Below are 24,768 nucleotides of genomic sequence, written 5' to 3' on the forward strand. Positions count from 1 at the left end.
ATATCGTGCGCTCACGGCGCTACGCTAAAATAGCGGCCCTCTCAAAAACTACGGCGGCCGGTTGTCGCGGCCGTCGTGCCCGATGGATGTCATGGCCAAACTTCTGAACGATCAAGAATTCCAGCGTTTCTCCGAACTTCAGCAGAAGCAGGCAAGCTTCACGATCACGCCCGAAGAGGCGGACGAGCTGCGCGATATCGTCGCGCGCGCGCAGAAGAAGCGCGACGATCGTACCGCCGCAATGCAGGCGATCGAGAACTACATCGAGCAGTTCGACATCACGCCCGACGAGCTCTTCTCGCCCGAGCAGATCGGCGACGCGGCCCGCACCTATGGGCTCATCACGGCGACCAAGAAGGAACGCACGCTGCCGCCGTCGATCACGTTCAACGGCAAGCCGTACCAGTGGACCAAGACGCTTCCGGACGACGTTCGCGGCGCGCTGTTCGAAGCGTTCACGTCAGGCGAATCGGTCAAGCGCTTCATCGCGATGCCGAAGGACGCTGCACGCTGTGCACTGACGATCGCCCGCCTCGAGCGTGAAACCGGCGCCGTTTATGCCGATCCGCACCTCGAGGAACTCGCGATTTCGCGCGACCAGGTGAACGACGCGGCGTTGAAACTCGCTGCCTGAAGGTAGCCGTGGGCACGGTTCGTGCGTGCCCGCCCCCTGCGCAACGCCAGCCTTGGCCGGTGTTGCGCTTGCGGGAGCCGTACGTCCGGACGCTCCCGAAAAGTCTCACCTTGGCGTCCCGCAAGCGCTCACCTACATCTCCCGAAAAAGCTCACCAAGGCTCCCGGAGACCCTCACCGAAGCCTCCCGGATGTCCTCACCGATACTTCCCGCAGCCCCTCACCGATGCGCCCCGGAAAGGCTCACCGGCGCCTCCCGAAGGTGCTCACCGGCCACTCCCGGGAAGGCTCACCGAGCGCTCCCGTATCGGCTCACCCCTTCCATCCCGGAGAAGCTCACCAGCGGCTCCCGAAAAATCTCACCTTTTGAGCAAGTTTGAATTTTCGAGGGTGGGATGCAGCGGTAAATGCGTGCGGACACCTTGCCTGAAACAGCGGCGCGGGACGGGCATCGCGACGAGCGGCACGCGTCTCGCGCTGCCTCACCGGTGCCGTTTGTGCGGCGATATTGCCGTTGCGAACAGGCGCCGCGACGTTCACGGTTGCTTCGCTCGCGAGACAGGTTCGAATGCTCTGCATTCCTGACTGGAAACATCCGCGACGTGCCGGCAGGCCGGAGACATCGACTGCATGCGACGTCACCGCGCATCGTGCCGCCGGCAGACGTTACGGCTGCAGCTTCATCCTGAAGCCCACGACGCCGGGCTCCTCCGTCGTCGACACAGCAAAACCGCACGACTTCGCAAGCGAGATCATCGCCGAGTTCTCGCGCAGCGCCTCGCCGATCATCCATGCGGTTCCGCGCGAGCGCGCATAGTCGATGATCCGGTTCATCATCAGCCGGCCAAGCCCCTTGCCCTTCTGATCAGGTCGTACCGCGATCGCGAACTCCGCCGTCTCGTTGTCGGGATCCGCAACCGCGCGTGCCACTGCGAGCGTGTGGTCGCGCCCGGACACATCGGTGAACGACACGATGAAAGCCATCTCACGGTCGTAATCGATCTGCGTCATGCGCGCGACCTGCGAATGATCAAAGCTGCGCACCGCGCCGAAGAAACGCATCCGCAGATCGTCCGGTGTCATCGCGCCGAGCAGCTCGTTGTGCGCGGCCTCGTCTTCCGGACGGATCGGGCGGATCGTCACCGTCTCGCCGCGCCACTCGAGCGTCTGCTCGAGGTGGCGCGGATACGGCATGATCGCGAGCCGGCTGCGCCCCGCAGCCAGCGTGATGCGCGGCGCGATCACCTGCGCGCGGTCGGGCAGCACGCGCAGCGTGACCGACATCCCAACGACTTCCCGCACGTCGCAGACGACCTGCGACAGCGCCGTCAACGCGTCAAGCGTCGGCTCGATGGGCGTGCTGCGCGCATACGGTGAACGTTCCATCACCGCGCGGGCGAGCACGCTGTTCAGCGGCGGCAGGCCATAGACGACGAACGGTGCTGAGACGCCGTCCGCGGGCGGCACGGCATAGCGAAACACCGGGCCGAAGTTCGAATCGTCGTACATGTCGACGGTGAAATCGACAACTTTCTTCCCGGCCGGCTCGACGGCCGGTTCACCGTGCAGGCCGAAATGCGACAGCCAGTGCAACGCCGCTTCGCCGGTCAGTTCATGCTGGCCGGCTTCGACCATCCGGCGCGCGTCGGCCTGCGCGGATGCAACGCACTCAGCCGGCTGCGGCGGTGTGCCCTCGGGCGTTTGCATCAGCAGTTGCCGCCCGAGGTTGTAGTCGACGAGACGCGCATACGCACGTGCAAGCCGCTGCGGCGTGGTGTGTACGGGAATGCCGTTCGCGTGCAGTGCATCGCGCGTCGCCGAGTCGACCGCGCCGAAGAAACACGCGAGGATGCCGCGATGCGCGTACTGCCGTGATTCGATCAGCGTGTGCGCAACCGCATCGGCCGGCGCGCTGTGGGAAGTCGAATGGACGACGAACAGCGTGCCCGTTTGCGGGAACGGCGCGAGCGCCTTGACCGCCGCGGCAAAGTGTTCGGGGCGCGCATCGTCGCCCAGCGTCAGCGGATTGCCGGGCGCCGCGAGATGCGGCAGCGCGGCCGACACGGCCGACGTGGCCGCGGGCGACCAGTCGGCCAGCACGTCGCGCACCTCGGCCACTGCATCGACTGCAAGCTTCGCGACGCCCGCATCGCTCGTCACGAGCGTGGCCGCGCCGCGCGCCGTGACGCGGCCGACGCCGAGCGTCTCGATCTCGTCGAGCAGATCGTCGAGCGCATCGACACGCACGATCCCCGCGCGCTGGAACGCCGCCGTATAGAGCGCGTCGCCGGGATCGGCGCGGCCGGTGCGCAAGGCGAGCACCGGCTTGTTGCGTGCGGCCGCGCGCGCGGCCGACATGAACTTGCGCGCGGCACGCACGGTATCGAGTTCGAGCAGGATCGCGCGCGTGCCGGGATCGCTCGCGAGATAGTCGAGCACGTCGCCCGCATCGACGTCGGACTCGCCGCCGAGCGCGACGACATGCGAAAAGCCGAGGCCCCGTGCATCGGCCCAGCCGAGCACCGCGTTCGTCAGCGCATTCGATTGCGACACCCACGCGACGCCGCCCGATCGCGCCGTATAGGCCGGCGCGCCGAAATGCGCATGCCGTGCAGGCGACAGCACGCCCAGGCTGCCGGGCCCGACGACACGGAGCACGAACGGCTTCGCCGCCTTCAGCGTGCGATCGAGCGCGGCGCGATCGGCGTCCGTGCGCGCCTCACCGACGATCACCGCGACGCGCGTGCCGAGCTCGCCGAGCTTTCGAACGATGCCGGCCCAGGTCGCGGGCGGCGTGCAGATCACGGCAACCGACGGCGCCGCCGGCAACCGGTCGACATCGGAAACGACCGCATGCCCGTGCAGGTCACGATACTTCGGATTGACGGGCCACACGGGCCCCTGGAATGCACCGTCGAGCACGCGCGACCACACCATCGCGCCGATACTGCCCGCGCGCGACGACGCGCCGACGACCGCAACGGACTTGGGCTGGAACAACGCATCGAGATGGCGAACGGTCACATCGGCTCCCTGCGGTAACGAAAGACGACCCGATCGGCATGCGGCACGCACCGTGCCGTGCACCGATCGACGCGAACCCCAAGCATAGGCGAAGCGCATGCGGCTGCCTATATGCCGAACGGCCGACTATTCGACACGCGTCAACGCTCGCACCATAGGCCTGTAACACGAGCACGGAAGCCATCGCCGCGCGCCGGCCGTACACATTCGCTCGGCGCACGCGGTGCGCGCATGCTGCGCGACGCTGCGTCCGCTTCGTCAAAGGTGAGGATTTACAGGAGCCATGGTGAGGATCTTCGGGAATTGCACGGCGCCACGCGCAAACGCGCGAAAGGTGATCCGAATTCGCGGCACGCTTGCACCGCGAGAATGGCGCAGGCCAATGCACATGCGCTGCGCAATTGCAGTGCTGTTTACCGGAATTCACCGCGATATACCGTCGAATCGCGGCGAATTCGCAAAACAGGATCCGTTAATTACGCGGCTTCGCAGTTCAATACGCCGTGGGGAATCGCACCGGGAATCCACAAAAACAAAACGGTGCGACGGCCGCATGGCCGTTCGCACCGTCAGTCAACACGCGAAAGGTGAGGTTTTTCGGGAGTCAGTCCTTGATCAGGAAACGCTCGCGATTCTTGCCGAGCCACGTCGGCGATCGCCCGCGGCCACTCCACGTTTCGCCCGTCTTCGGGTTCAGGTATTTCGGCGGCGACGTACGCTTCGGCTTCGCCGTGGCAGCCGCCGCTCCTACCGGGCGAAACCCGAGCTCTTCCGGCGTAATGTCGTATTCCTCGATTTTCGCGCGGATATCGGCAATCGCATCGGCAATCGCCTTTTCGCGTTCCTTGTCGATCTTTTGCTGAAGCCGTTCGAGCTGCGCGGTCAGTTGCCTGTAGGTCGCCATATGGATGGGACTCCGTGAGTGTTATTCGTGAAAAATAGATGACTCTCAGCCAACAGAAAAACACTTCGCCCGATCGGGGTCTCCCCAGCCGGTTATCTCGGGATCAATAACCGCTCTTCTTCTTGCATGCGAAGAGAAGATTTCGCGTGGTGTCATCGCTCGATTGCTGAAGCACTTCGAAATCCCCGTTGCAGATCGCCCGGGCATTGTCCGTGCAATTGCTCCAGTCGCGGCCGGTGCATTGCACCTGTGTGGTCGGACGCCCGTCCGAAGTGAACAGCGGCGCGCTGCCGCCACACCCGCCGAGCCCCGCAACCAGAGCCAACACCACGGCCGCCCGAGGCCACCGACAGACCGACGCAAGCATGTGTTTCATTGTTGTTCCCGTCAACCTTTTTTTGAATGTCGCGAGTATGCCATGCGCGGCCGTTCCGCCGTCAGTTCGGCGTGCGGCCCGGTTGCCCGCGCGCCTTGTACGGCAAGCTCTTGCGCGGATCGTCGGTGATGCGAACGAACACCTGCTCGACGTCCGGAAGCGCCTCGAGTTCGCGTTGCAACGCCTGCCGATCGAACGCCGTATCGGCACATCCTTCGACGTAAATGAAACGTCGCTGCACGGTGATCCACAGGCTCGTGCCATGCAGCCGGTCGGAGCCGGCGAAGTGCGCCTTCACGACATCGGCGATCGGTGCGTCATACATATAAGAGTTCGGCTTCGTGCAGCGGTGCGCGAGCCAGCAGGTGGTGCCGCGTTCGGCGCGGTAATGCGCGTCGTCCGTCATCTCGGCCCGTGTCATCCATGGGCCGAGCGGCAACGGGCATTCGGCCACGTCCCGCGACAGCGCGATGAACGGATCGTTGTACCAGTTGCGCCGCGCCTCGGGTGCGTCGGCGTCGCCGGGCTGCGCGAGCGCGGAGGTCGCCAGCAACAGGGCCAGCCACCCTGCGATGCCGATCCGTTTCATCGTGATCTCCTGTTCGATGCGTCACGTCCGAGCGCGTCGGCCTGGCCGATCGGCCTACCGGTCGATGCCCAGCGCCGCCAGCTTCTTGTACAGCGTCGCGCGGCCGATCCCGATGCGCGCGGCCGCTTCCACCACCTTCCCGTCACAGGCCGCCAGCGCATCGGTCAGGAACTGGCGCTCCCACGCCGCCAATGCATCGGCATACGAAGCGGCCGGCGCAGCAGGCCCTTCGCCCGCACGCCGCTCGACCGGCTGCGCGGCAACCGGCTGCGCCGGCGCTGCACCGTCCGTCGATACGCGCACCGGCCCGAGGAACGGCGCGAGCGCACGCGCATCGATCACCGACCGGTCCGACAGCATCAGCGCGCGTTCGAGCGTATTGCGCAACTCGCGCACGTTGCCCGGCCACGGATACGCACACAGCATCCGCAGCGCATCGTCGGTCAGCTCGCAATGGGCGGCGCGCCCGTGCTGCGCGGCCAGTTCCTCGAGCGTTGCGTAGACGAGCGCCGCGATGTCGGACGCACGTTCGCGCAGCGGTGGCGCGTGGATCGTCAGCACGTTCAGCCGGTAATAGAGATCCGCGCGAAAACGCCCGGCCGCGACCAGCGCGGGCAGGTCGGCGCTGGTCGCCGCGATGATCCGGACGTCCGCGCGCACGATGCGGTTCGAGCCGACCGGCTCGAATTCCTTGTCCTGCAGCACGCGCAGCAGCTTGCCCTGCAGCGGCAGCGGCATGTCGCCGATCTCGTCGAGAAACAGCGTGCCGCGATCGGCCAGCTCGAACTTGCCGACGCGCCCCTTGCGGTCGGCGCCCGTGTACGCACCGGGCGCCGCGCCGAAGAATTCGGTTTCGAGCAGCGTGTCGGGAATCGCGGCGACGTTGACGGTCACGAGCGGCTGGAGTGCACGCGCCGACGCCGCGTGGATCGCATGCGCGAGCAGTTCCTTGCCGGTGCCCGTCTCGCCGAGCAGCAACACCGGCGAATCGACCTGCGCGGCGCGGCGCGCCTGGCGCTTGGTTTCGAGGCTCGCGGCGCTCGTGCCGACGAAGCTCGCGAACGTGTATTTCGCGCGGCGCGCCTGCGCGAGCGAACGCTGCGTTGCAATCAGCTGCTGCTGAAGCTGTGCGTAGCGGGAAAAGATCGGCGTGAGCGTCTTCAACTGGTCGAACAGCGCGAAGCCGATCGCGCCGACCGTCTCGCCGGCCTCGTTCTTCAGCGGCAGGCGCGTGACGACGAGCGGCTCGCGGCCCGTCTCCATGATGTCGAGCAGGATCGGCTGCCCGGTCGACACGACCTCGCGCATCAGGCTGTTCGGGATCACGGCCTCGCAGTCGAGGCCGACGGCCTGCTGCGGATCGGCGAACCCGAAGCGCGCCGCGTACCGCTCGTTCATCCACACGACGCGCGCATCGCGATCGACGACCACCGTGCCCGCGCTCGAATCCTCGAAGGTCCGGAACAGCGACTCGGCGGCGCGCCGCAGCACGTCGCCGTAGTTGACGGGCAGGCGGGCCCAGTCGTTCATCATCGTGTCGTCGTCTCCGTGTATTTTTGGCCGGTTGTCTCCGGAACGGGACGGATTATCTCACTATGGAGACACGCCGCAATGCGTTGTCCGGGAAAGCCCTGCCCGATTCAACGGGCTGGCCGGACGGCCATTTCGTCTCCGGATGGAGACGTTTTATGTAGAATCCTCAGACAACGACCGGCGCGGGCCCGCCAGTCTCCGGCGGACCCGCGTCCGGCGGCGCAATCCGGCCGATGGCACGAAACCTGCACGAACCTGAGCCGGTCCGCGGCGCATCGCGCGATCGAACAACAACCAAAGCCATTAGGAGACTCCCTTGTCTTTCGTGATCGTCCTCGCCGCGCTGGCGTTCCTGATGTTCGCCGCGTACCGCGGCTACAGCGTGATCCTGTTCGCGCCGATCGCCGCGCTCGGCGCGGTCCTGATGACCGAGCCAGCGGCCGTCGCTCCGGTCTTCTCCGGCATCTTCATGGAGAAGATGGTCGGCTTCGTCAAACTGTATTTCCCGGTGTTCATGCTCGGCGCCGTGTTCGGCAAGGTGATCGAACTCTCCGGGTTCTCCGAGTCGATCGTCCATGCGGCGATCCGCTACATCGGCCGCTCGCGCGCGAATGCGGTGATCGTCGCGGTGTGCGCGCTGCTCACCTATGGCGGCGTGTCGCTGTTCGTCGTGGTGTTCGCGGTCTATCCGTTCGCGGCCGAGCTGTACCGCCAGAGCAACATTCCGAAGCGGCTGATGCCCGGCGCGATCGCGCTCGGTGCGTTCTCGTTCACGATGGATTCGCTGCCCGGCACGCCGCAGATCCAGAACATCATCCCGACCACGTTCTTCAAGACGACCGCCTGGGCCGCCCCGGCGCTCGGCACGATCGGCTCGCTGTTCATCATCGTCGTCGGCCTCTCGTATCTCGAATGGCGCCGCCGTTCGGCGATGGCGAAGGGCGAAGGCTACGGCACGTCGCTCGTCAACGAACCGGAGCGCGTCGCGGCCGAATCTCTGCCGAGCCCGTTCCTCGCGATCCTGCCGCTGATCCTCGTCGGTGTGTCGAACTTCGCGCTCACCAAGCTGATCCCGACGTGGTACGGCGCTGCGTCGTACACGGTCGCGCCCGACGTGCTGCCGGGCGTGCATACGCCGGTGACGACGTCGATCAAGACCGTCGTCGCGATCTGGTCGGTGGAGGCCGCGCTGCTGCTCGGCATCCTGCTCGTCGTCGCCACCGCGTTCAAGCGTGTCAGCGAACACTTCGCGGCCGGGTCGAAGGCGGCGGTGGGCGGCGCGCTGCTCGCCGCGATGAACACGGCGTCCGAATACGGCTTCGGCGGCGTGATCGCCGCACTGCCGGGCTTCCTCGTCGTCGGCGATGCGCTGAAGAGCATTCCGAACCCGCTCGTCAACGCGGCCGTGTCGGTCAGCTCGCTCGCCGGCATCACGGGCTCGGCGTCGGGCGGCATGAGCATCGCGCTCGCCGCGATGTCCGACCTGTTCATCAAGGGCGCGCAGGCCGCGAACATCCCGATGGACGTGCTGCACCGGGTCGTCGCGATGGCGAGCGGCGGCATGGACACGCTGCCGCACAACGGCGCGGTGATCACGCTGCTCGCGGTCACGGGCCTCACGCACCGCCAGTCGTATCGCGACATCTTCGCGGTCACGATCATCAAGACGCTCGCGGTGTTCTTCGTGATCGCCGTGTACTACACGACGGGGCTCGTGTAACACCCTCCGCAGCGGCCCGTCTCCGGGCCGCCGCCCGCCGGCCGCGTCGATGCGGCCGGCTTCTCCTCCGCTCCTCCCCCCCTTTTGCCGAACGCCGTCCAGGCGCTCTCGCCGGCTCACTCATTGTTGTCTGCAGCAGAACACTACGTTGGGCGTAGCGGCATTTTTCGCGACGCAGGCGAGGCCTACACTGGTTTCGACGGTTGCCGTATGCGATCGGCACCGTCGAAAACCTGGAGGTCTCCGCTTATGAACCCGCTGATCCGCACCATCGCCCTGGCTGCCGCATTCGCCGCGCCCCTCGCCGCGCACGCGCAAGCCAACCAGCCGCTCACGCGCGCCGAAGTTCATTCTGAAGTGGTTGCATTGAGAAAGGCCGGCTTCCAGCCGAGCGACTGGTTCTACCCGGCCAGCATTCAGGCCGCCGAGGCGAAGATCGCCCGGCAGCAGGGCGCGCCGCGTGCCACGGGCGCCGGCTACGGCAATCGCGGCACGTACTCCACGGGCCAATAGTCCGGTTTCGAACCCGTGGGCGGCGCTCGCGTCAGCGCCACGTTCCCGGCCCGCGCAGCACGCACCGCCCTGCCCGGTCAGCGCGGCTCGATGCTCGCTTTCGTGTAGGACTCGCGCTCCAGCTCCAGTATTTCCGCGCACAGCTGCAGGTGCGTGCCGGGCGGCGCGACGACGTGCCGCTTCAGTTCCGCCAGCACCTGCTCCGAAAATTCGCGCTTGACGTCAGTCGTCCGGCCGCTCAGCACCGCGAGCTTCGCGTGGACGAACGCGCGCGGCGCCGGCGACGTGCCGACCGCGAATGTGTCGAGCCGCAGCGCGCGGCCCTTGATGTCGAGTTCGTCGAAATGGCCGGACGCGGCAAGCGCGGCATTGAGCGCGCGCAGGGTCGCGCCGGCGTCGAACCCGTCGAGGTTCGCGGAATATTCGAGCGTCAGGTGGGGCATGGAGTCGGTGGCCTCGTGGGTATCGGGAACAGCGCCGGACGGCATCCCGAAAGCCCACGCAGTGCCACCGGATCTATGCCTTGACCGGCTGGATCAGGCGCGCGCAGGCATTTGCCTGCGGATCGCCGGCGGGCAGTTTCCCACAGATGCCGTCGAACTGCTTCGCGATCGACCTGACCGATGCATCGTGCGCGCCGCCACCGCGCCAGCGGTTCAACTGCGTGACGACCTTGGTCAACGCGCGCAGGTTCGCGCCGTAGAACGCGTCGCGCGTCTTGTCGGCCTGCGCGAGCACGCTCGCGGCAATCCCTTCGATGCGCGCCGAATCGTCCGGCGCCAGTTCGACCGCATTCGCAAAGTAGGTCGCGCCCCAGCGCAGCTTCGTCGCCGGCCCGCTCGCCGCGTCATATGCCTTGCGGTACCAGTCGAGCGCCGCGGCCTTGTCGCCGCGCGCCTTCGCATTCGCGGCCAGTCCGGACATGAAGTAGTACGGCGTGGACGAACGCGGCAACTCGGCCTTCAGCAACGCATCCGACTCGTCGTACAGCCCCGCGTCGGTCAGCGTGTCCGCGCCTTCGCTGACGAGCGCCTGCCGCTCGTATGCATTTGCGGCGCCCTGCACGGACGCGGCGATCTGCTTGCGCGCCGTGTCGGCCAGCGCTGGCGCGGCAAGCGGTGCGCCCTTGCGTGCATCGCCGCGCGCGAGCAGCACGCGGCCGTGCAGCGCCATCAGCCGGTCGATCGACGACAGCGTGGTGTCAGTCGACAGGCGCGCAAGCGCTGCGTCATATGCGCCTCGCAATTTCGCGCGCTGCGCGTCGTCGCTGCCGAGATACGTGACCACGCGCGCGGGCGCCGCGACGAGCACATCCGAATCGGCCCGCGACAATGCAGGGTCCTGCAGCACCGCGCGCAGCGAATCGGCAAGCGCCGCCTTGTCGAGCGCGCCGGCCTGTGCCGGATCACCGGACGCGGCGACCACGGCCGACTTCAGCGCGAAGCGCGCCGATTCGGCCTTCGCTCCGGCCGCCCGCGCGCGTTGCGCGAGCGACTGCAGCGTCTCGGCGACGCGATCGGCCGCCACCGGCAGCGCGCCATCGGTATCCCACGAATAATCGGCCAGCAGGCGCCATTCGTCCGGCGTCAGCGACGCGCCGTTCTTCAGCGCGGTCGCGAGCGTCTGCCGCACCGGATGCGCGGCCGTCATCCCGAGCGACAGCGCCTGCATGTAGCGATCGAGATCGGCTTCGCCCGGTAGCCGCGTCACTTCGGTGCCGTCGGGACGGAACAGGATCATCGTCGGATAGCCGTGCACCTTGAAACGCTCGCCGAGCTTCTGCGCGCTTTCGGTATCGCCGTCGAGATACACGGGCACGAAGAACGACGAACGGGCTTTGAATGCCTGCTGGCTGAAGATCGTCGACTTCACCTGGTTGCACGACGGGCACCACACCGCGCCCCAGTAGAGCAGCAGCGGCTTGCCGGTGCGCTTCGCCAACGCGAAGGCGGCGTCGACGTCGCCGTGCTGCCATGCGATGCCGGGCGGCAGATGCGCGCCGTCAGGCGACGCGCTCGCCACCGGGGCGGCCGTGGGCGTGGCAGCGGCAAGCGCCGCACCCGCGGCGGCGAGCAGGCAGGTGGCAGTCAGATTCCGGAGAGCGGTTTTCATCGAAGCGGGTCCGTTGAAAGAGACGGTTGCGGGAAGGTGCGGCGCGCGAAGCGATGGCTGTGAAGCGACAGCCATGAAGCGATGACGATGAAGCCTGCCGATGTGCAACGCCGCGCATGATCGTTACGGAAAAGTGCACGCCGGCCGAGGCGACCGGCAAATCCTTCAACGATACGACGGGCACAGCCGGCAGAAAACGAACGAATTCTCGAATGAATATGACGCGCGGCATCGCGGCCGCGCGTGCTGTCAGATACGCGTCGGCCGAGCCTTCACTGCCGCGCCTTGATCCGTGCCATGTGATACACGGACTCATGCACGCCGTCGCGCAATGCATAGCCCGGCGATTCGCCCTCGATCCGGAAGCCGTGCTTCTCGTAGAGCGCAATCGCCGCGCGGTTGTCGGTGAATACGGTCAGCTCGAGACGCGTGATGTTCAGCCAGTTTTCCGCGAGATCGATCGCGGCCGCGAGCAACCGGCCGCCGATACCGCGCCCGTGACGCGCCGCATCGACCATCATGCCGAGCCCTGCCGCATGGCGCCGGCGCGGATTCTGTTCGGGATGCAGGCCGAGGTGGCCGACCACCACGCCGTCGATTCCGGCGACGATGCTCACGCCGTGCTCGCGCACGCCGTCGAGCCGCTTCTGCCATTTCTCGAACGACGGAAACGGATGCTGCAACGTATTCGCGTACACCGCGGGATGCGCGGCGATCTGCCGGATCGCGTCGACGTCGTGCGCCTCGCTGTGCCGGATCGTGATGTCGGTCATGGGTGGGCCGGTTCCGAAAAGTCGCGCCAGTCGCGCGGGCTGCACACGTGCGCAGCAACAGATCGAGCTTAGCCGATTTCACGCATTTGAAACATGGGCGCCATGCGATGCCGTTGCACCCGCAACGACACGCGATCACACCACCGCGAACAGGAAAAATCTTACCGGCCCCACAAGCGGCAATCGGTAATTCCCGACTCGCTTCCGTCACGCATCGCTTCCCGATCAATCGTTGCACACGCAACGTCACGCGTGCGACATGCGATGTCACGTCTTCATCACGTCGACGTCACGTCGTCTCCCTAGACTAGGCGCCGCCCAACCCGGCATGCGCCGACGTCCTGGCCCGCGCATCACGAGCGCGCGGCGCGCAGGATCGCGGCGACGGCCATCGCATCCACGCGACATCACGCACCGCGCGCGATGCGCGCACCTCCGCCACGCATCGGCCGATGCACTCGAACGCACACGCCGCGCGAATCGTCCCAGGGGGGCGATGCACGGGCGCCTCCAGACGAAGTCACGAACGCTCCCATCATCACAGGACCCGAACGCCATGACGTCACGCCGCAAATTCCTCCAGCAGACCGCCACTTCCGGCCTCGCCGCCGCCGCGCTGTCCGCGTTTCCGCCGAGCATCCGCCGCGCGCTCGCGATTCCCGCGTTTCACGAAACGGGGACCATCAAGGATGTGAAGCACGTCGTGCTGCTGATGATGGAGAACCGCGCTTTCGACAGCTACTTCGGCACGTTCAGGGGCGTGCGCGGTTACGGAGACCGCTTCGCGGTGCCGTCGCCGAACGGCCGCAACGTGTTCTACCAGACGTACACGAAGCCGACGCCCGCCACCACCGTCACGCCGTATCACCTCGACGCGAGCCAGGGCAACGCGCAACGCGCGGGCGGCACGCCGCACACGTGGGCCGATGCGCAGGCCGCGTGGGACCACGGCCGGATGAACCGCTGGCCCGACGCGAAGACGCCACTGGCGATGGGCTACTACGACGCGGCGGAAGTACCGTTCCAGCGCGCGCTCGCCGATGCGTTCACGCTGTGCGACCACTACCACTGCGGGATGCACACGGGCACGATCGCGAACCGCCTGTTCTACTGGAGCGGCACCAACGGCCCGAACGGCATCAGCCCGGCCGACGGCAGCCGCGTGAAGATCGCCGCGCTGAACAACCAGTTCAACGGCGGCAACGACATCGGCCCGTCGAGCCAGGGTTGGACCTGGACCACCTACGCCGACCGGCTGCAGCAGGCCGGCGTGAACTGGAAGGTCTACCAGAGCCTGATCGACAACTTCGGCTGCAACGAGATGATGAGCTTCCGCCACTGGCGCGCGGCGATCGAGCAGATGCCGCCGGCTCGCCGGCCCGCGTACGTCGCGTCGACGGACATCACGCAGCCCGTGACGGCGGCCGGCGCGTTCTACGATCCGGCGATCGACGATCCGCTGAGCCCGCTCGCGAAAGGGTTCGGCAACACGATGCCGTACGGCTTCCTCGAATCGTTCCGCGACGACATCCGCAACGGCACGCTGCCCGAGGTGTCGTGGATCATCCCGCCGTCCGTGTACAGCGAACACCCGGGGCCGTCGAGCCCCGCGCAGGGCGGCTGGTACGTGCAGGCCGTGCTCGATGCGCTGACGGCGAACCCGGAGGTGTGGAGCAAGACCGTGCTGCTGGTCAACTACGACGAGAACGACGGCTTCTTCGACCACATGCCGTCGCCGGCCGTGCCGTCGCGCAACGCCGACGGCACGCTCGCGGGCGGCCATACGCTACGGGATGCCGACGTCGCCGCCGAATACCACGACTTCACGCCGGCCACGTCGAGCCAGCCGGCGGCCGATGGCCGTCCGTACGGCCCGGGCCCGCGCGTGCCGATGTGGGTCGTGTCGCCGTGGAGCCGTGGCGGCTGGGTCAACTCGCAGGTGTTCGACCATACGTCGACGCTGCTTTTCCTCGAAAAGCGCTTCGGCGTCGCGGAGCCGCAGATCAGCGCGTACCGCCGCGCGGTGTGCGGCGACCTGACGAGCGCGTTCAACTTCCGCTCGCCGAACAACGAACCGCTGCCGACGCTCGCCGGCCATACGACGAAAAGCCAGGTCGACGCGCTGAGCGCCGCGCAGCAGGCCGCGCCGAAGATCGTGCCGCCGGCCGTGCCGTCATTGCCCGCGCAGGCCACCGGCGTGCGCCCGTCGCGCGCGCTGCCTTACGAACTGCATGCCAGCGCGCGCGCCGATGCCGGCAACGGCACGGTCACGCTGACGTTCGCGAACACGGGCCGCGCCGCCGCCGTGTTCCACGTCTATGACAAGCTGCACCTCGACCGCCTGCCGCAGCGCTACGTCGTCGAACCGGGCAAGACGCTGCACGGCGACTGGGCCGCGCGCGCCGACAATGGCGGTAAATATGACCTGTGGGTGCTGGGCCCGAACGGCTATCACCGCCGCTTCACCGGCGACCTGAGCCGCCTGGCCGGTGCACGCGCGCCTCATCCGGAAGTTCGCGTCGGCTATGCGAGCGCGAGCGGCAACCTCCACCTGCGGCTGCGCAACCACGGCGGCGGCACGGTGCGCTTCACCGTGAAGTCGAACCAGGTCTACGGGCCGCTGTCCGGCCGCGGCGCACACGACGATCGCGGCCATGGCCAGGGCAACGAGGACGGCAACAGCCAGGGGCACGGCCACGGTACCGGTACCACGTGGACCGTCACGGTGCGCGCCGGCGACCAGGCCGAGCTGCACTGGAAGCTCGACTCGACCGGCCACTGGTACGACTTCATCGTCACCGCGGACAGCGACGCGAGTTTCTCGCGCCGCGTCGCCGGCCGCGTCGAAACCGGCCGCCACTCGGTCAGCGACCCGGCGATGGGGCTCGCCGACCGCTTCTGATGCCACCGTGGCGACCCGCGTTGCGCCGCGTGTCGCCACCCGAGCCGGCCCGGCCGCGAACGGCGGTCAGGCGCCGGCCGCGTTTGCGCCCGATCCGGCGCAAACGCCCGCCCCGCGTGGCTCAAACATCAGAAGGATCCCTGCTTCAGCCCTCATTTCGCCCCACGAAATTGCTCCGAATTGCGGCCCGTTCGCGTTAAACTGCGTCAAGCTGCATTCAACAAAGACATCTTCGCCACTACGGCATCCACGATACGAGGATAGGTTCGATGCGCACTACCGGCTCATCCGGGGCAATGACCCTGCTCACCGAACACGACCCGGCCGACGGCCGCGAACTGCGCTCGCTCAGGCTCGAAGCAACCGGCGACGGCAAGAGCGTGCTGCTGATCGAGATCGACGAACGCAAGCCCGGCATCCACCGCGAAGTCCGCTACGAGATCACGCCGGCCGAACTGATCGCGGCGATCCGCTCGCACGGCGCCGAGCTGCCCGGCGAAAACCACGGCGCAGCGTCGCTCGCCCGCACCTCCTCCTGATTTGAATTCGGACGGTGAGCCGCATACAGATTGCCGGCTCACCGACATCCCCCTGCCGCCATCAGGCGCTTTCCGTCATTCCCGCCGTTGTCTTGAAAAAGGCCGATAATCGGCCCATCTGTGTGCTTTCCGCACGCGTTTCCTTTTCGGCCAGCCCGTCATGCTCCTCCGTGACCTCGTCGCCCAATACGGGCCGCTTCTCGTCTTCGCCAACGTACTCGCCGCGGCCATCGGGCTGCCGGTGCCCGCGATGCCGACGCTCGTGCTGTTCGGCGCGATGTCCGCGATGCATCCGGCGATGATCGGCTCGCAACTGGTCACGGTGGTCGCGCTGTCGGTGCTCGGCGCCCTGATCGGCGACACCGTCTGGTACCTCGCCGGCCGGCGCTTCGGCGGCACGACGCTGAAGACGATCTGCCGGCTGTCGCTGTCGCGTGACAGCTGCGTGAAAAAGACCGAACGCTTCTTCGGTCGCTACGGCGTGCGCGTGCTCGCCGTCGCGCGCTTCATTCCGGGGCTGTCGCTCGTGTCGGTGCCGATGGCCGGCGCGTTCGGCACGCGCTATCGCACGTTCGTCGGCTACGATGCGCTCGGCGCCGCGCTGTGGACGATCGTCGGGCTGGTGGTCGGGGTGACGTTCTATCGCCAGATCGACTGGCTGTTCGCCGGTGCGGGCCAGCTCGGCCGCGTGGCGCTGCTGGCGGCCGTCGCAGTGCTGGCGGTGTATGCGGCGATTCGCTGGATGCGCCGCCGCGCGCTGATCCGCCAGCTCGCGAGCGCACGGGTCGGCGTCGACGAGCTCGACGCGATGCTGCGCGATACGTCCGCGCCGGTGGTCCTCGACGTGCGCTCGCCCGAGCACCGCAAACTCGACCCGTTCACGATTCCCGGCGCGCAGTTCGCGGACGAACGCCAGATCGGCGACATCGTCGCGCGCTACCCGTTCACGCAGAAGTTCGTCGTGTATTGCTCGTGCCCGAACGAGTTCACGGCCGCGCTGATGGCGAAGCGCCTGCTCGACGCAGGCTTCACCGATGCGCTCGCGCTGCGCGGCGGCCTCGACGCATGGCGCGATACGGGCCGCCAGCTCACGTCGCTGGTGGAAGACATGCCCGCCGCGAACGATCCGGTCGCGGGGCTGCACAAGCCGGCCTGATCGTCTCGATCGAAGGCCGGCCGTGCGATGCGGGGGCGCATGCGCCCCCTTCGATCAGAACGCGTGCAGCGGCAGGTTCACGACCAGTCGGTACTCGGTGTTCGTCGCGTCCGAGTAGTGCGCCGAACCGGCGTGCCACATCGCGATGAACGTGACCTTCGTGTCCTTCAGCTTGCCGCTCTGGAACGTGTACGACGGGATGAAGCCGAACTCGTGGTGACGGCCCTGCACCGGCGCGCCGTTGCTCCAGTAGATGCTCGACTTGCTCGGGTCGTTCGCCGCGCCCGCGCTGCCGTCCGCACCCCAGCCCGTCACGCCCCAGACCATCGCCTTGAAGCCCGGCAGGCCCGCTTCCTTGCCGTAGAACGTGTAACGCAGCTGCAGCGACTTTTCGTGCGGCGCGTTGTAGTCGACGTCCATCGAGTTGGTCAGGAAGATGCCGTTCGTTTCGTTCAGGTAGTCGAAGAACTGGTCGCCGAGCACCTGCTGGAAGCCGAGCAGCAGTTCGTGCGGGCCGTGCTGCGCGGCCAGCGACAGGCTGTATGCGTTGTTGTTGATCTTGCCTTGCAGCGCATCGCCCGTGTCGTGCGTCGAGTAGACGTTGCCGAAGCCCGTCCACTTGATCGTCTGCGGGCTGCCGATGCTGTGCTTCACCGACGCGTAGTACTGATGCCACACGTCGTCGGCCTGGTTCGCGTACAGCGCGACTTCGCCGTTCGGCGAGTAATCCCACGTGCCGCCGACATACGACAGGCGATTGATGCGCGTGCCGCCGTATTGCGTCGTCAGGTTGGTGAGCGTCGTGTGACCGCGCGCGTCGGTCTTCGTGAAGCTGCCGGCCTCGAGCATCACGTTCTTGAATTCATTGCTGACGAGAGTCGCGCCGAGGAACGTCGGCGGCAGCGCACGGTTGTCGTGCTGTTCCATGAACGGGTTGTCGACGGCCTGCAGACCGTACTTGACCACCGTGTTCGAGATGCGCGCCTTCACGTCGTAGATGCCGGGATAGGCCCATGCGAGCTGGTTGCCGCCACCGCCGCCCTTCGCGATGTGCACCATGCTGCCGGCGCCCTGGCCGCCGTCGAGCTTCAACGCCGCATACAGCGACGCGTCGAAACCGATACCGATCAGGCCCGTCGTATAGCCCGACTCGAAGTTCGCCATCGCGCCCTGGACCCACGCGTGACGATGCGGGCCGCCCTTGGCGTCGAGCACGTCCGCATAGTTGCGGAACAGGAAGTTCAGATGGCTGTCGGCAATGAAGCCCTTCGACTGCGACTGGGCCGACGGCTCGTCGGGCGGCGTGACGGCCTGGTTCGCTTCGGCGTTGATAATGGCGTTCGGGGTCGTTGCCTGCGCAACGGTCGTGCCCGGTGCGGCCTGTGCGACCGTCAGCGGTGCGGGGGCCGCGTCGTCGGCGTGCGCGACGCCCGTCAGCGAGACACCGGCGAGTGCCGGCAGCCCCCATGCGAGCAGCATTTTCGATGCCGTCCCGATCGTCTTCTGTTTTTTCATCGTCATTCTCGTCTTGTGTTGATATCGTCCACGCCGGTTGCGATCCGCGCCCGGCCCCCCGGCACGCCCGGTTAAGGACGCGCCTGTACCCGCGGCGCGAAGATCGTTCGCGCCGCACCTACCCCTGTTGACCTGCCTTGGTTATGTTTGCTGCGTCACTTCAGCTCACGCCACACCCGCGCGGATGCACGCGACACGCGCTGCCGACCCCTGCCGGACTTCCGGCAGCGGCACGTCCTGCGCGCACGCGTCGATCGCGACCGGGCAGCGCGTGCGGAACGCGCAGCCGGACGGCGGGTTGAGCGGCGAGGGCATCTCGCCCGCCAGGAGCATCGGGCGGCGAGCACGCTCGCGCGCCGGCTCCGGCGTCGGCGCCGCGTCGAGCAGCGCCTTCGTGTACGGGTGCTGCGGCACGCCGTACACGTCATGTCGCGTGCCGAACTCCATCACGCGACCGAGATACATCACGAGCACACGCTGGCTGATCGCCTTCACCACCGCCAGATCGTGTGCAACGAACAGATAGGACAACGACAGTTCGCGTTGCAGATCGCGCAGCAGGTTCACGATCTGCGCCTGGATCGACACGTCGAGCGCCGATACGGGTTCGTCGCAGATCACGAGCTTCGGCTCGCCGATCAGTGCGCGTGCGATGCCGACGCGCTGGCACTGCCCGCCGGAAAATTCGTGCGGATAACGCAGCAGGTGATGCGCGTTCAGGCCGACGCGTTCGAGCATCGTGACCACGCGGCGACGCACCTCGGCGCGGCCGAGGCCGGCCTGGTGCGTGACGAGCGGCTCGGCGACGACCTGTTCGATCGTCATGCGCGGATCGAGCGACGCGAGCGGATCCTGGAAGATCATCTGCACTTCGCTGCGCATCGTGGTGCCGCGCAGGTGATCGGGCGCCACGGCTTCGCCGCGCCATTTCACCGTGCCGGCCGTCATCGGCACGAGACCGATCAGCGCACGCGCGAGCGTCGACTTCCCGCAGCCCGATTCGCCGACGAGCCCGACGGTCTCGCCGCGCTTCACGTCGAACGACACGCCGTCGACGGCGCGCAGCGTGCCCTTCGGCGACCACGGATAGCCGCCGAGCGGCACGCGGAAATGCACTTTCAGACCATCGACGGACAGCAGCGTGTCGTCCATCGCGCCGGCATGGCGGCGTTCATCGACGCTCATCGCAGACCTCCCGTCAGATCGGCCACGGGCCGGTGGCACGCGCGCACCGCGCCCACGGCGCCATAGGTTTCGAGCGCGGGGCGCGCCGCGCCGCAGCGTTCTTCCGCATACGTGCAGCGCTTCGCGAACGCGCAGCCGGCCGGCGCGGTGCCGGGCATCGGCGGATTGCCGGGAATCGCGACGAGCGGCGCATCGTCCGCGTCGGTCAGGCGCGGCAGCGCGTTGAGCAGGCCGATCGTGTACGGATGCGACGGCGCCGCGAAGATCGATTCGGCCGGCGCGTATTCGACGGTGCGGCCCGCATACATGACCATCACGTCGTCCGCGAGGCCCGCGACCACGCCCATGTCGTGCGTGATCAGCACGATCGCGGTGCCGCGCTCGCGGTTCAACTCGCGCAGCAGGTCGATGATCTGTGCCTGCACGGTCACGTCGAGCGCGGTGGTCGGCTCGTCGGCGATCAGGATTTCCGGCTCGGACAGCAGCGCCATCGCGATCATCACGCGCTGGCGCATGCCGCCCGAGAACTCGTGCGGATACATGCGGATGCGGCGCGCCGCATCGGGAATGCGCACCGACTCGAGCGCCTCGATCGCGCGCTTCGTGGCTTCCTTGCGCGACAGCTTGCGATGCAGCTGCAGCGTCTCGGTCATCTGCCGCTCGATCGTCAGGAACGGATTGAGCGACGTCATCGGATCCTGGAAGATCATCGCGATCCGGTCGCCACGCACCTTGTTCAGCGCACGCGAATCCATCTCGAGCAGGTTGTCGCCGCGATAGCGCGCGGCGCCGGTCGTCGAGCCGTTGCCGGCCAGCAGGCCGAGCATCGCCATCACGGTCTGGCTCTTGCCCGAGCCCGATTCGCCGACGATGCCAAGCGTCTTGCCGGCTTCGAGCGAGAACGACACGCCGCTCACGGCGTCGACCGGCGGCGCGTCCTTGCGCGTGAAGCGCACGCCGAGGTTGTCTACTTCAAGTAGTGCGGCCATCGTTAGCGATCCTTCGGGTCGAGCGCGTCACGCAGGCCATCGCCGACGAAGTTCACGCAGTAAAGCGTCACGCACAGCATGACGGCCGGGGCCAGCAGCAGCCACGGCATCGATTCCAGTTTCTGCGCGCCGTCCTGGATCAGCACGCCCCAGCTCGTCATCGGTTCCTGCACGCCGAGGCCGAGGAACGACAGCACCGATTCGGTCAGCACGATGCCCGGCACCGAGACCGTCGCGTACACGACGACCACGCCCAGCAGGTTCGGCACGATGTGGCGCAGCACGATCGACGCCGGCGACACGCCGATCGCACGTGCCGCATCGACGAACTCGCGGCTGCGCAGCGACAGCGTCTGGCCGCGCACGACACGCGCCATGTCGATCCACGAGAACGCGCTGATGGTCAGCACGACCAGCATGAACGAGCGGCCGAACAGGGTCATCATCAGGATCGCGATCAGCAGGTACGGGATCGCGTACATCATGTCGACGATGCGCATCATCACGGAGTCGACGCGGCCGCCCGCGAAGCCCGCGGTCGCACCCCACGCGACGCCGAACAGGCCCGACACGAGCGTGCCGAGCAGGCCGACCTCGATCGACACGCGGCCGCCGATCAGCGTACGCACCAGCAGGTCGCGGCCAAGTTCGTCGGTGCCGAACCAGTGCTGGTTCGCCCAGGTGGGCGGCAGGCTGATCGAGCCCCAGTCGCTCGCGGCGGGATCGGCCGCGAGCAGCCACGGGCCGACGAAACACATGAGCGTGACCAGCACGAGCAGCACGAGGCTGAACACGGCCGCACGGTTGTGAAGGAAGCGCGCCATCGCAAGCGCGAGCGGCGAGCGCGAACGCGGCGGCGAGTCGGTCTGCACGGGCAGGCCGACGACAGGAGTAGTCGGAGTCATCGCTGTGCCTCGCTCAATAACGGATGCGCGGATCGAGCCACGCGTACGCGAGATCGACCAGCAGGTTGAACAGCACCGCGCAGACGGTCGTCAGGACGACGAGGCCGAGCACCAGCGTGTAGTCGCGGTTGATTGCACCGTTCACGACGAGCTGCCCGAGCCCCGGCAGCGCGAACACCGATTCGGTGACGACGGCCGCCGTGATCGACGAGATGCAGACCGTGCCGAACAGCGACACGACCGGCATCAGCGCGGGCTTCAGCGCGTGGCGCAGCACGATCGTCGAGCCCGGCAGGCCCTTCGCGCGCGCGGTGCGAATGTAGTTGCTCGACAGCGTCTCGATCATCGAGCCGCGCATCACGCGTGCGAGCAGCGACATGTTGATGAAGGTCAGCAGCACGATCGGCAGCAGCCGGTACTGCCAGCCGCCGTCGCCCCAGCCGCCAGCGGGCAGCCAGCCGTTGCCGGACGACGTCTTCAGCAGGATCGCGAAGATCCACACGAGCACGGGGCCGAGCACGAACGGCGGGATCACGTTGCCGAAGTTGCCGATCAGCATCACGAAGCGGTCGATGAAGCTGTCGCGGCGCACGGCCGCGACGGTGCCGAGCAGCACGCCGCACCCGATCGAGATCGGGATCGACACGCCGCCCACGCCGAGGCTCACGGGCAGCGCCTTCTTCACGAGATCGTTCACCGACCAGTCGACGTAGCGGAACGACGGGCCGAGATCACCGTGCAGCAGTGCGTTCAGGTACAGCAGGTACTGCTTCCACAGCGGCTCGTCGAGGTGATACTTCGCGTTCAGGTTCGCGAGCGTGGCCGCGGACAGCTGCTTCTCCGTATCGAACGGGCCGCCGGGCGTGAAATGCAGGAGCAGGTAGCAGACGGTGACGACCGCGAGGATCGTCGGCACCGCCCACAACGTGCGCCTCAGTGCGTAGGCCAGCATGATCGCTCCGCTCAGTGCTTGATCAGGTACATGTCCTGCGAAGCACGCATGTCGATCACGTTCTTCAGCGAGTAGCCGCCCACGTAGGGCTTCACGAGACGGTCTGCCGAGTACTGGAACAGCGGCACCATCGGCGTGTCGTTCATCGCCGCGTCGTGCGCCTGCGTGAGCAGCGCGGTGCGCGCCTTGTCGTCGAGCTTCTGGTTGCCGTCCTCGACGTACGTATCGACCTGCTTGTTGCAGTAGCCGACGGTGTTCTGCGAGCTGCCGCAGCGGATCAGGTCGAAGAAGGTCATCGCGTCGTTGTAGTCGGCGAACCAGCCGTCGCGCGCGATCTGCACCTTGCCGTCATGCCGCTCCTTCATCAGCACCTTGAACTCGACGTTCTCGAGCTTCGTGTTGATGCCGAGCTTCGTGCGCCATTCCGACGCGGTAAACAGCGCGACCTTCTTGTGCAGGTCGTTGGTGTTGTACGTCAGCGTGAACGACAGCGGCTTCGCGTCCGAGTAGCCGGCCTGCTTCAGCAGGCCCTTCGCGGCCTCGATGCGCTTGGCCATCGGCCACGACGCCCATTCCGGCGTGAACGGCTGCACGCCCTTTGTGCCGTTCGGCATCAGGCCGTACATCGGCTTCTCGCCGGCCTGCGTGAGCTTCGACGTCAGCACTTCGCGATCGATCACCATCGACAGCGCCTGGCGCACGCGCTTGTCCTTCAGTGCCGCATCGCTGTTGTTCAGGTAGTAGTAGTAGGTCGCGAGCTGCAGGCCCGGGCGCAGTTCGCCGCCGAACTGCTTGCTGACCTGCTGGAAGATGCCCGACGGAATCGAGTAGCTGTAGTCGATCTGGCCGGCCTGGTACATGCGCATCGCGGTTTCGTCGCTTTCGATCGGCAGGAACGTGACCTTGTTGATCACGACCTTCGACGCGTTCCAGTACTTCGCGTCCTTCGTCACGACGATGCGGTTGTTCGGCTGCCAGTCGACCAGCTGGTATGCACCGTTGCTGACGATGTTGCCCGGGCGCGTCCACGCGTCGCCGAATTTCGCGACGACATCCTTGTTCACCGGCACGAGCGGCGCCATCGCGGTCAGCTCAGGGAAGAACGCGACGGGCGCGTCGGTCGTCACCTCGAGCGTGTACGGATCGACGGCGCGCACGCCGAGCGTCGACGGCGCGGCCTTGCCCGCGATGATGTCCTTCGAGTTCTTCACGAACTCGACGAGGATCGTGTATTTCGAGCCCGTCTTCGGATCGACGAGGCGCTGCCACGAATAGACGAAATCGGCGGCCGTCACCGGCTGGCCGTTGCTCCACTTCGCGTCACGGCGAAGCTTGAAGATCCACGTCGTCGGCGTCTTGTGTTCCCACGACAGCGCGACACCCGGCACGACCTGGCCGCCTGCATCGATGCGGGCCAGCCCTTCGAACAGGTCGAGGCCGATCGTGTTGCCGGTCCACGACTCGATGTGCGCGGGGTCGAGCGACTCGACTTCGGCGGGCACCTGGCGCGTCAGGTCCTGTTGAGGAGCGAGCGCGACGTTCGACGGAACGGTAACGGCGTGGGCGGCAGGCGTCAGGGCGAGCGCGGCCAGCACGGCCGACATGGCATGCAAGGATTTCATCGTGGCAGTCTTGAGAAGGGTTGTTCGGTGAGCGTCGCGCGGCGAATGCCGCGGCTTACGCGTGAGACGCTGACGGGTGCAGCGATTGAGGAGGCCCGTGATTCTCGTATTGCATTTTAGTATTCCTTACGTTTCTTTCGACAGGCATTCCGTCTTGGAAACGAAGGAATACCTGTGCGTTAGAACAGCCTCGGCGTACCGACCCAGACCACCACCGACTCGATCTTCGCGGTGTTGACCCAGCTGTGCGGGACCGTCGACTGATAGTGCGAACTGTCACCGGCCTGCAGGACGAACGTCTTGCCTTCCAGCGTCAGCGACACTTCCCCTTCAATCACATACAGGAACTCCTCTCCTGCATGTGTCGTCACCTCCGACCGCTTCTGCCCCGGCGGCATCCTCACGAGGATCGCCTCCAGCTGGCGTCCTTCGGACACGTTCGTCAGCCTCGCGAACAGGTTCGCCGAATCGGCAAACCCGAAGAAGCGCAGCTGCTCGCCTCGGCAAACCGAGCGTTCCTCGCTCGGCGTATCCACGAAGTACTGCACCGTCACACCGAGCGCGTGCGCGATACCGGCCAACGATGTCAGCGACGGCGACGCGAGCCCGCGTTCGACTTGAGACAGAAACGGCTTCGAAATCCCCGCGGCGGTAGCGGTGTCGTCGAGCGTGCGCTTGAGTCGTTGGCGCAACGCGCGAATCTTGCTGCCCAGTGCGGCGGTAGCGTTTGCAGACCGCGAGTTTTCAGTGGGGGGAACCATAGCAGGCCGAAAAGTGATCGTCAAAAAATGTTTGATGGAAAATAACTAAGTTAGAACGATATAGC

Annotated in this window: 21 protein-coding genes; 6 read left to right on the plus strand and 15 right to left on the minus strand. The window is 66.8% G+C overall.

Annotated elements, in window-relative coordinates:
* The first annotated feature begins 82 nt into the window (after positions 1–82).
* Positions 83–634, plus strand: coding sequence for a hypothetical protein (locus G3O06_RS21625; protein WP_174918367.1), 552 nt, complete (start codon positions 83–85; stop codon positions 632–634).
* A 665-nt stretch (positions 635–1,299) separates the two neighbouring features.
* Here the strand turns inward: G3O06_RS21625 and G3O06_RS21630 are convergent.
* From G3O06_RS21630 to G3O06_RS21650, 5 genes are all read right to left on the minus strand, one after another.
* On the minus strand, positions 1,300–3,657 hold the full coding sequence (locus tag G3O06_RS21630) for a GNAT family N-acetyltransferase (protein ID WP_205817457.1): 2,358 nt from the start codon (positions 3,655–3,657) through the stop codon (positions 1,300–1,302).
* A 604-nt stretch (positions 3,658–4,261) separates the two neighbouring features.
* Positions 4,262–4,561 (minus strand): H-NS histone family protein, encoded by a 300-nt coding sequence (locus tag G3O06_RS21635; protein ID WP_174918369.1) that lies wholly within the window; start codon positions 4,559–4,561, stop codon positions 4,262–4,264.
* 103 nt (positions 4,562–4,664) lie between these two features.
* Positions 4,665–4,937: a hypothetical protein gene (locus G3O06_RS21640; protein WP_174918370.1), complete on the minus strand. Its 273-nt coding sequence runs from the start codon at positions 4,935–4,937 to the stop codon at positions 4,665–4,667.
* Positions 4,938–4,998: 61 nt separating this feature from the next.
* Positions 4,999–5,526: a BON domain-containing protein gene (locus G3O06_RS21645; RefSeq protein WP_205817458.1), complete on the minus strand. Its 528-nt coding sequence runs from the start codon at positions 5,524–5,526 to the stop codon at positions 4,999–5,001.
* 54 nt (positions 5,527–5,580) lie between these two features.
* Positions 5,581–7,059, minus strand: a complete 1,479-nt coding sequence (locus G3O06_RS21650) for a sigma 54-interacting transcriptional regulator (RefSeq protein ID WP_174971461.1) — start codon at positions 7,057–7,059, stop codon at positions 5,581–5,583.
* A 316-nt stretch (positions 7,060–7,375) separates the two neighbouring features.
* Between G3O06_RS21650 and G3O06_RS21655 the strand changes: the two genes are divergently transcribed.
* Positions 7,376–8,779, plus strand: coding sequence for a GntP family permease (locus G3O06_RS21655; protein ID WP_085038086.1), 1,404 nt, complete (start codon positions 7,376–7,378; stop codon positions 8,777–8,779).
* A gap of 249 nt (positions 8,780–9,028) precedes the next feature.
* Entirely contained in the window at positions 9,029–9,292 is a 264-nt protein-coding gene (locus G3O06_RS21660; RefSeq protein ID WP_174971463.1) for a DUF4148 domain-containing protein, read from the plus strand.
* 77 nt (positions 9,293–9,369) lie between these two features.
* Here the strand turns inward: G3O06_RS21660 and G3O06_RS21665 are convergent, their stop codons facing one another.
* The 3 genes from G3O06_RS21665 to G3O06_RS21675 all read right to left on the minus strand — a co-directional run bounded on the left by G3O06_RS21665 (position 9,370) and on the right by G3O06_RS21675 (position 12,177).
* Positions 9,370–9,735, minus strand: a complete 366-nt coding sequence (locus tag G3O06_RS21665; protein WP_205817459.1) for a 5-carboxymethyl-2-hydroxymuconate Delta-isomerase — start codon at positions 9,733–9,735, stop codon at positions 9,370–9,372.
* Positions 9,736–9,808: 73 nt separating this feature from the next.
* Positions 9,809–11,404 (minus strand): thioredoxin family protein, encoded by a 1,596-nt coding sequence (locus tag G3O06_RS21670; RefSeq protein WP_205817460.1) that lies wholly within the window; start codon positions 11,402–11,404, stop codon positions 9,809–9,811.
* A 272-nt stretch (positions 11,405–11,676) separates the two neighbouring features.
* Positions 11,677–12,177: a GNAT family N-acetyltransferase gene (locus G3O06_RS21675; protein WP_205817461.1), complete on the minus strand. Its 501-nt coding sequence runs from the start codon at positions 12,175–12,177 to the stop codon at positions 11,677–11,679.
* Positions 12,178–12,733: 556 nt separating this feature from the next.
* On the opposite strand from G3O06_RS21675, the gene G3O06_RS21680 reads away from it, so the two are divergent.
* From G3O06_RS21680 to G3O06_RS21690, 3 genes are all read left to right on the plus strand, one after another.
* Positions 12,734–15,079, plus strand: coding sequence for a phospholipase C, phosphocholine-specific (locus G3O06_RS21680; RefSeq protein ID WP_205817462.1), 2,346 nt, complete (start codon positions 12,734–12,736; stop codon positions 15,077–15,079).
* A 269-nt stretch (positions 15,080–15,348) separates the two neighbouring features.
* Positions 15,349–15,618, plus strand: coding sequence for a hypothetical protein (locus tag G3O06_RS21685; protein ID WP_011353737.1), 270 nt, complete (start codon positions 15,349–15,351; stop codon positions 15,616–15,618).
* Between the two features lie 160 nt (positions 15,619–15,778).
* A complete protein-coding gene (locus tag G3O06_RS21690) occupies positions 15,779–16,774 on the plus strand; it encodes a DedA family protein/thiosulfate sulfurtransferase GlpE (RefSeq protein WP_174971476.1) in 996 nt (331 codons plus the stop codon).
* A 54-nt stretch (positions 16,775–16,828) separates the two neighbouring features.
* Here the strand turns inward: G3O06_RS21690 and G3O06_RS21695 are convergent, their stop codons facing one another.
* The 7 genes from G3O06_RS21695 to G3O06_RS21725 all read right to left on the minus strand — a co-directional run bounded on the left by G3O06_RS21695 (position 16,829) and on the right by G3O06_RS21725 (position 24,703).
* Positions 16,829–18,289 carry an OprD family porin gene (locus G3O06_RS21695; RefSeq protein WP_174918379.1) on the minus strand — a complete coding sequence of 487 codons (1,461 nt, stop codon included), beginning with the start codon at positions 18,287–18,289 and terminating at the stop codon, positions 16,829–16,831.
* 165 nt (positions 18,290–18,454) lie between these two features.
* Complete coding sequence (locus G3O06_RS21700; protein WP_205817463.1) at positions 18,455–19,474, minus strand: oligopeptide/dipeptide ABC transporter ATP-binding protein; 1,020 nt, start codon at positions 19,472–19,474, stop codon at positions 18,455–18,457.
* On the minus strand, positions 19,471–20,463 hold the full coding sequence (locus G3O06_RS21705) for an ABC transporter ATP-binding protein (RefSeq protein WP_174945793.1): 993 nt from the start codon (positions 20,461–20,463) through the stop codon (positions 19,471–19,473). Before G3O06_RS21705 ends, G3O06_RS21700 begins: the two co-directional genes overlap by 4 nt.
* 2 nt (positions 20,464–20,465) lie before the next feature.
* Positions 20,466–21,368 carry an ABC transporter permease subunit gene (locus tag G3O06_RS21710; protein ID WP_174918382.1) on the minus strand — a complete coding sequence of 301 codons (903 nt, stop codon included), beginning with the start codon at positions 21,366–21,368 and terminating at the stop codon, positions 20,466–20,468.
* A 13-nt stretch (positions 21,369–21,381) separates the two neighbouring features.
* A complete protein-coding gene (locus G3O06_RS21715; RefSeq protein ID WP_174918383.1) occupies positions 21,382–22,320 on the minus strand; it encodes an ABC transporter permease subunit in 939 nt (312 codons plus the stop codon).
* Positions 22,321–22,331: 11 nt separating this feature from the next.
* Positions 22,332–23,942 (minus strand): peptide ABC transporter substrate-binding protein, encoded by a 1,611-nt coding sequence (locus tag G3O06_RS21720; RefSeq protein ID WP_174999872.1) that lies wholly within the window; start codon positions 23,940–23,942, stop codon positions 22,332–22,334.
* Between the two features lie 179 nt (positions 23,943–24,121).
* Positions 24,122–24,703 (minus strand): cupin domain-containing protein, encoded by a 582-nt coding sequence (locus tag G3O06_RS21725; protein WP_011353729.1) that lies wholly within the window; start codon positions 24,701–24,703, stop codon positions 24,122–24,124.
* Between the last annotated feature and the right edge of the window lie 65 nt (positions 24,704–24,768).

The sequence above is a fragment of the Burkholderia sp. Ac-20345 genome, from assembly GCF_017104825.1.
Lineage (GTDB): Bacteria > Pseudomonadota > Gammaproteobacteria > Burkholderiales > Burkholderiaceae > Burkholderia > Burkholderia lata_B.

What these genes read in the sequence shown, in the direction of transcription:
- G3O06_RS21625 (WP_174918367.1), top strand. Translation starts at nt 83, where the DNA reads ATGGATGTCATGGCCAAACTTCTGAACGATCAAGAATTCCAGCGTTTC.
- G3O06_RS21635 (WP_174918369.1), bottom strand. Translation starts at nt 4,561, where the DNA reads ATGGCGACCTACAGGCAACTGACCGCGCAGCTCGAACGGCTTCAGCAA.
- G3O06_RS21640 (WP_174918370.1), bottom strand. Translation starts at nt 4,937, where the DNA reads ATGAAACACATGCTTGCGTCGGTCTGTCGGTGGCCTCGGGCGGCCGTG.
- G3O06_RS21645 (WP_205817458.1), bottom strand. Translation starts at nt 5,526, where the DNA reads ATGAAACGGATCGGCATCGCAGGGTGGCTGGCCCTGTTGCTGGCGACC.
- G3O06_RS21650 (WP_174971461.1), bottom strand. Translation starts at nt 7,059, where the DNA reads ATGATGAACGACTGGGCCCGCCTGCCCGTCAACTACGGCGACGTGCTG.
- G3O06_RS21660 (WP_174971463.1), top strand. Translation starts at nt 9,029, where the DNA reads ATGAACCCGCTGATCCGCACCATCGCCCTGGCTGCCGCATTCGCCGCG.
- G3O06_RS21665 (WP_205817459.1), bottom strand. Translation starts at nt 9,735, where the DNA reads ATGCCCCACCTGACGCTCGAATATTCCGCGAACCTCGACGGGTTCGAC.
- G3O06_RS21670 (WP_205817460.1), bottom strand. Translation starts at nt 11,404, where the DNA reads ATGAAAACCGCTCTCCGGAATCTGACTGCCACCTGCCTGCTCGCCGCC.
- G3O06_RS21675 (WP_205817461.1), bottom strand. Translation starts at nt 12,177, where the DNA reads ATGACCGACATCACGATCCGGCACAGCGAGGCGCACGACGTCGACGCG.
- G3O06_RS21680 (WP_205817462.1), top strand. Translation starts at nt 12,734, where the DNA reads ATGACGTCACGCCGCAAATTCCTCCAGCAGACCGCCACTTCCGGCCTC.
- G3O06_RS21685 (WP_011353737.1), top strand. Translation starts at nt 15,349, where the DNA reads ATGCGCACTACCGGCTCATCCGGGGCAATGACCCTGCTCACCGAACAC.
- G3O06_RS21690 (WP_174971476.1), top strand. Translation starts at nt 15,779, where the DNA reads ATGCTCCTCCGTGACCTCGTCGCCCAATACGGGCCGCTTCTCGTCTTC.
- G3O06_RS21695 (WP_174918379.1), bottom strand. Translation starts at nt 18,289, where the DNA reads ATGAAAAAACAGAAGACGATCGGGACGGCATCGAAAATGCTGCTCGCA.
- G3O06_RS21700 (WP_205817463.1), bottom strand. Translation starts at nt 19,474, where the DNA reads ATGAGCGTCGATGAACGCCGCCATGCCGGCGCGATGGACGACACGCTG.
- G3O06_RS21705 (WP_174945793.1), bottom strand. Translation starts at nt 20,463, where the DNA reads ATGGCCGCACTACTTGAAGTAGACAACCTCGGCGTGCGCTTCACGCGC.
- G3O06_RS21710 (WP_174918382.1), bottom strand. Translation starts at nt 21,368, where the DNA reads ATGACTCCGACTACTCCTGTCGTCGGCCTGCCCGTGCAGACCGACTCG.
- G3O06_RS21715 (WP_174918383.1), bottom strand. Translation starts at nt 22,320, where the DNA reads ATGCTGGCCTACGCACTGAGGCGCACGTTGTGGGCGGTGCCGACGATC.
- G3O06_RS21720 (WP_174999872.1), bottom strand. Translation starts at nt 23,942, where the DNA reads ATGAAATCCTTGCATGCCATGTCGGCCGTGCTGGCCGCGCTCGCCCTG.
- G3O06_RS21725 (WP_011353729.1), bottom strand. Translation starts at nt 24,703, where the DNA reads ATGGTTCCCCCCACTGAAAACTCGCGGTCTGCAAACGCTACCGCCGCA.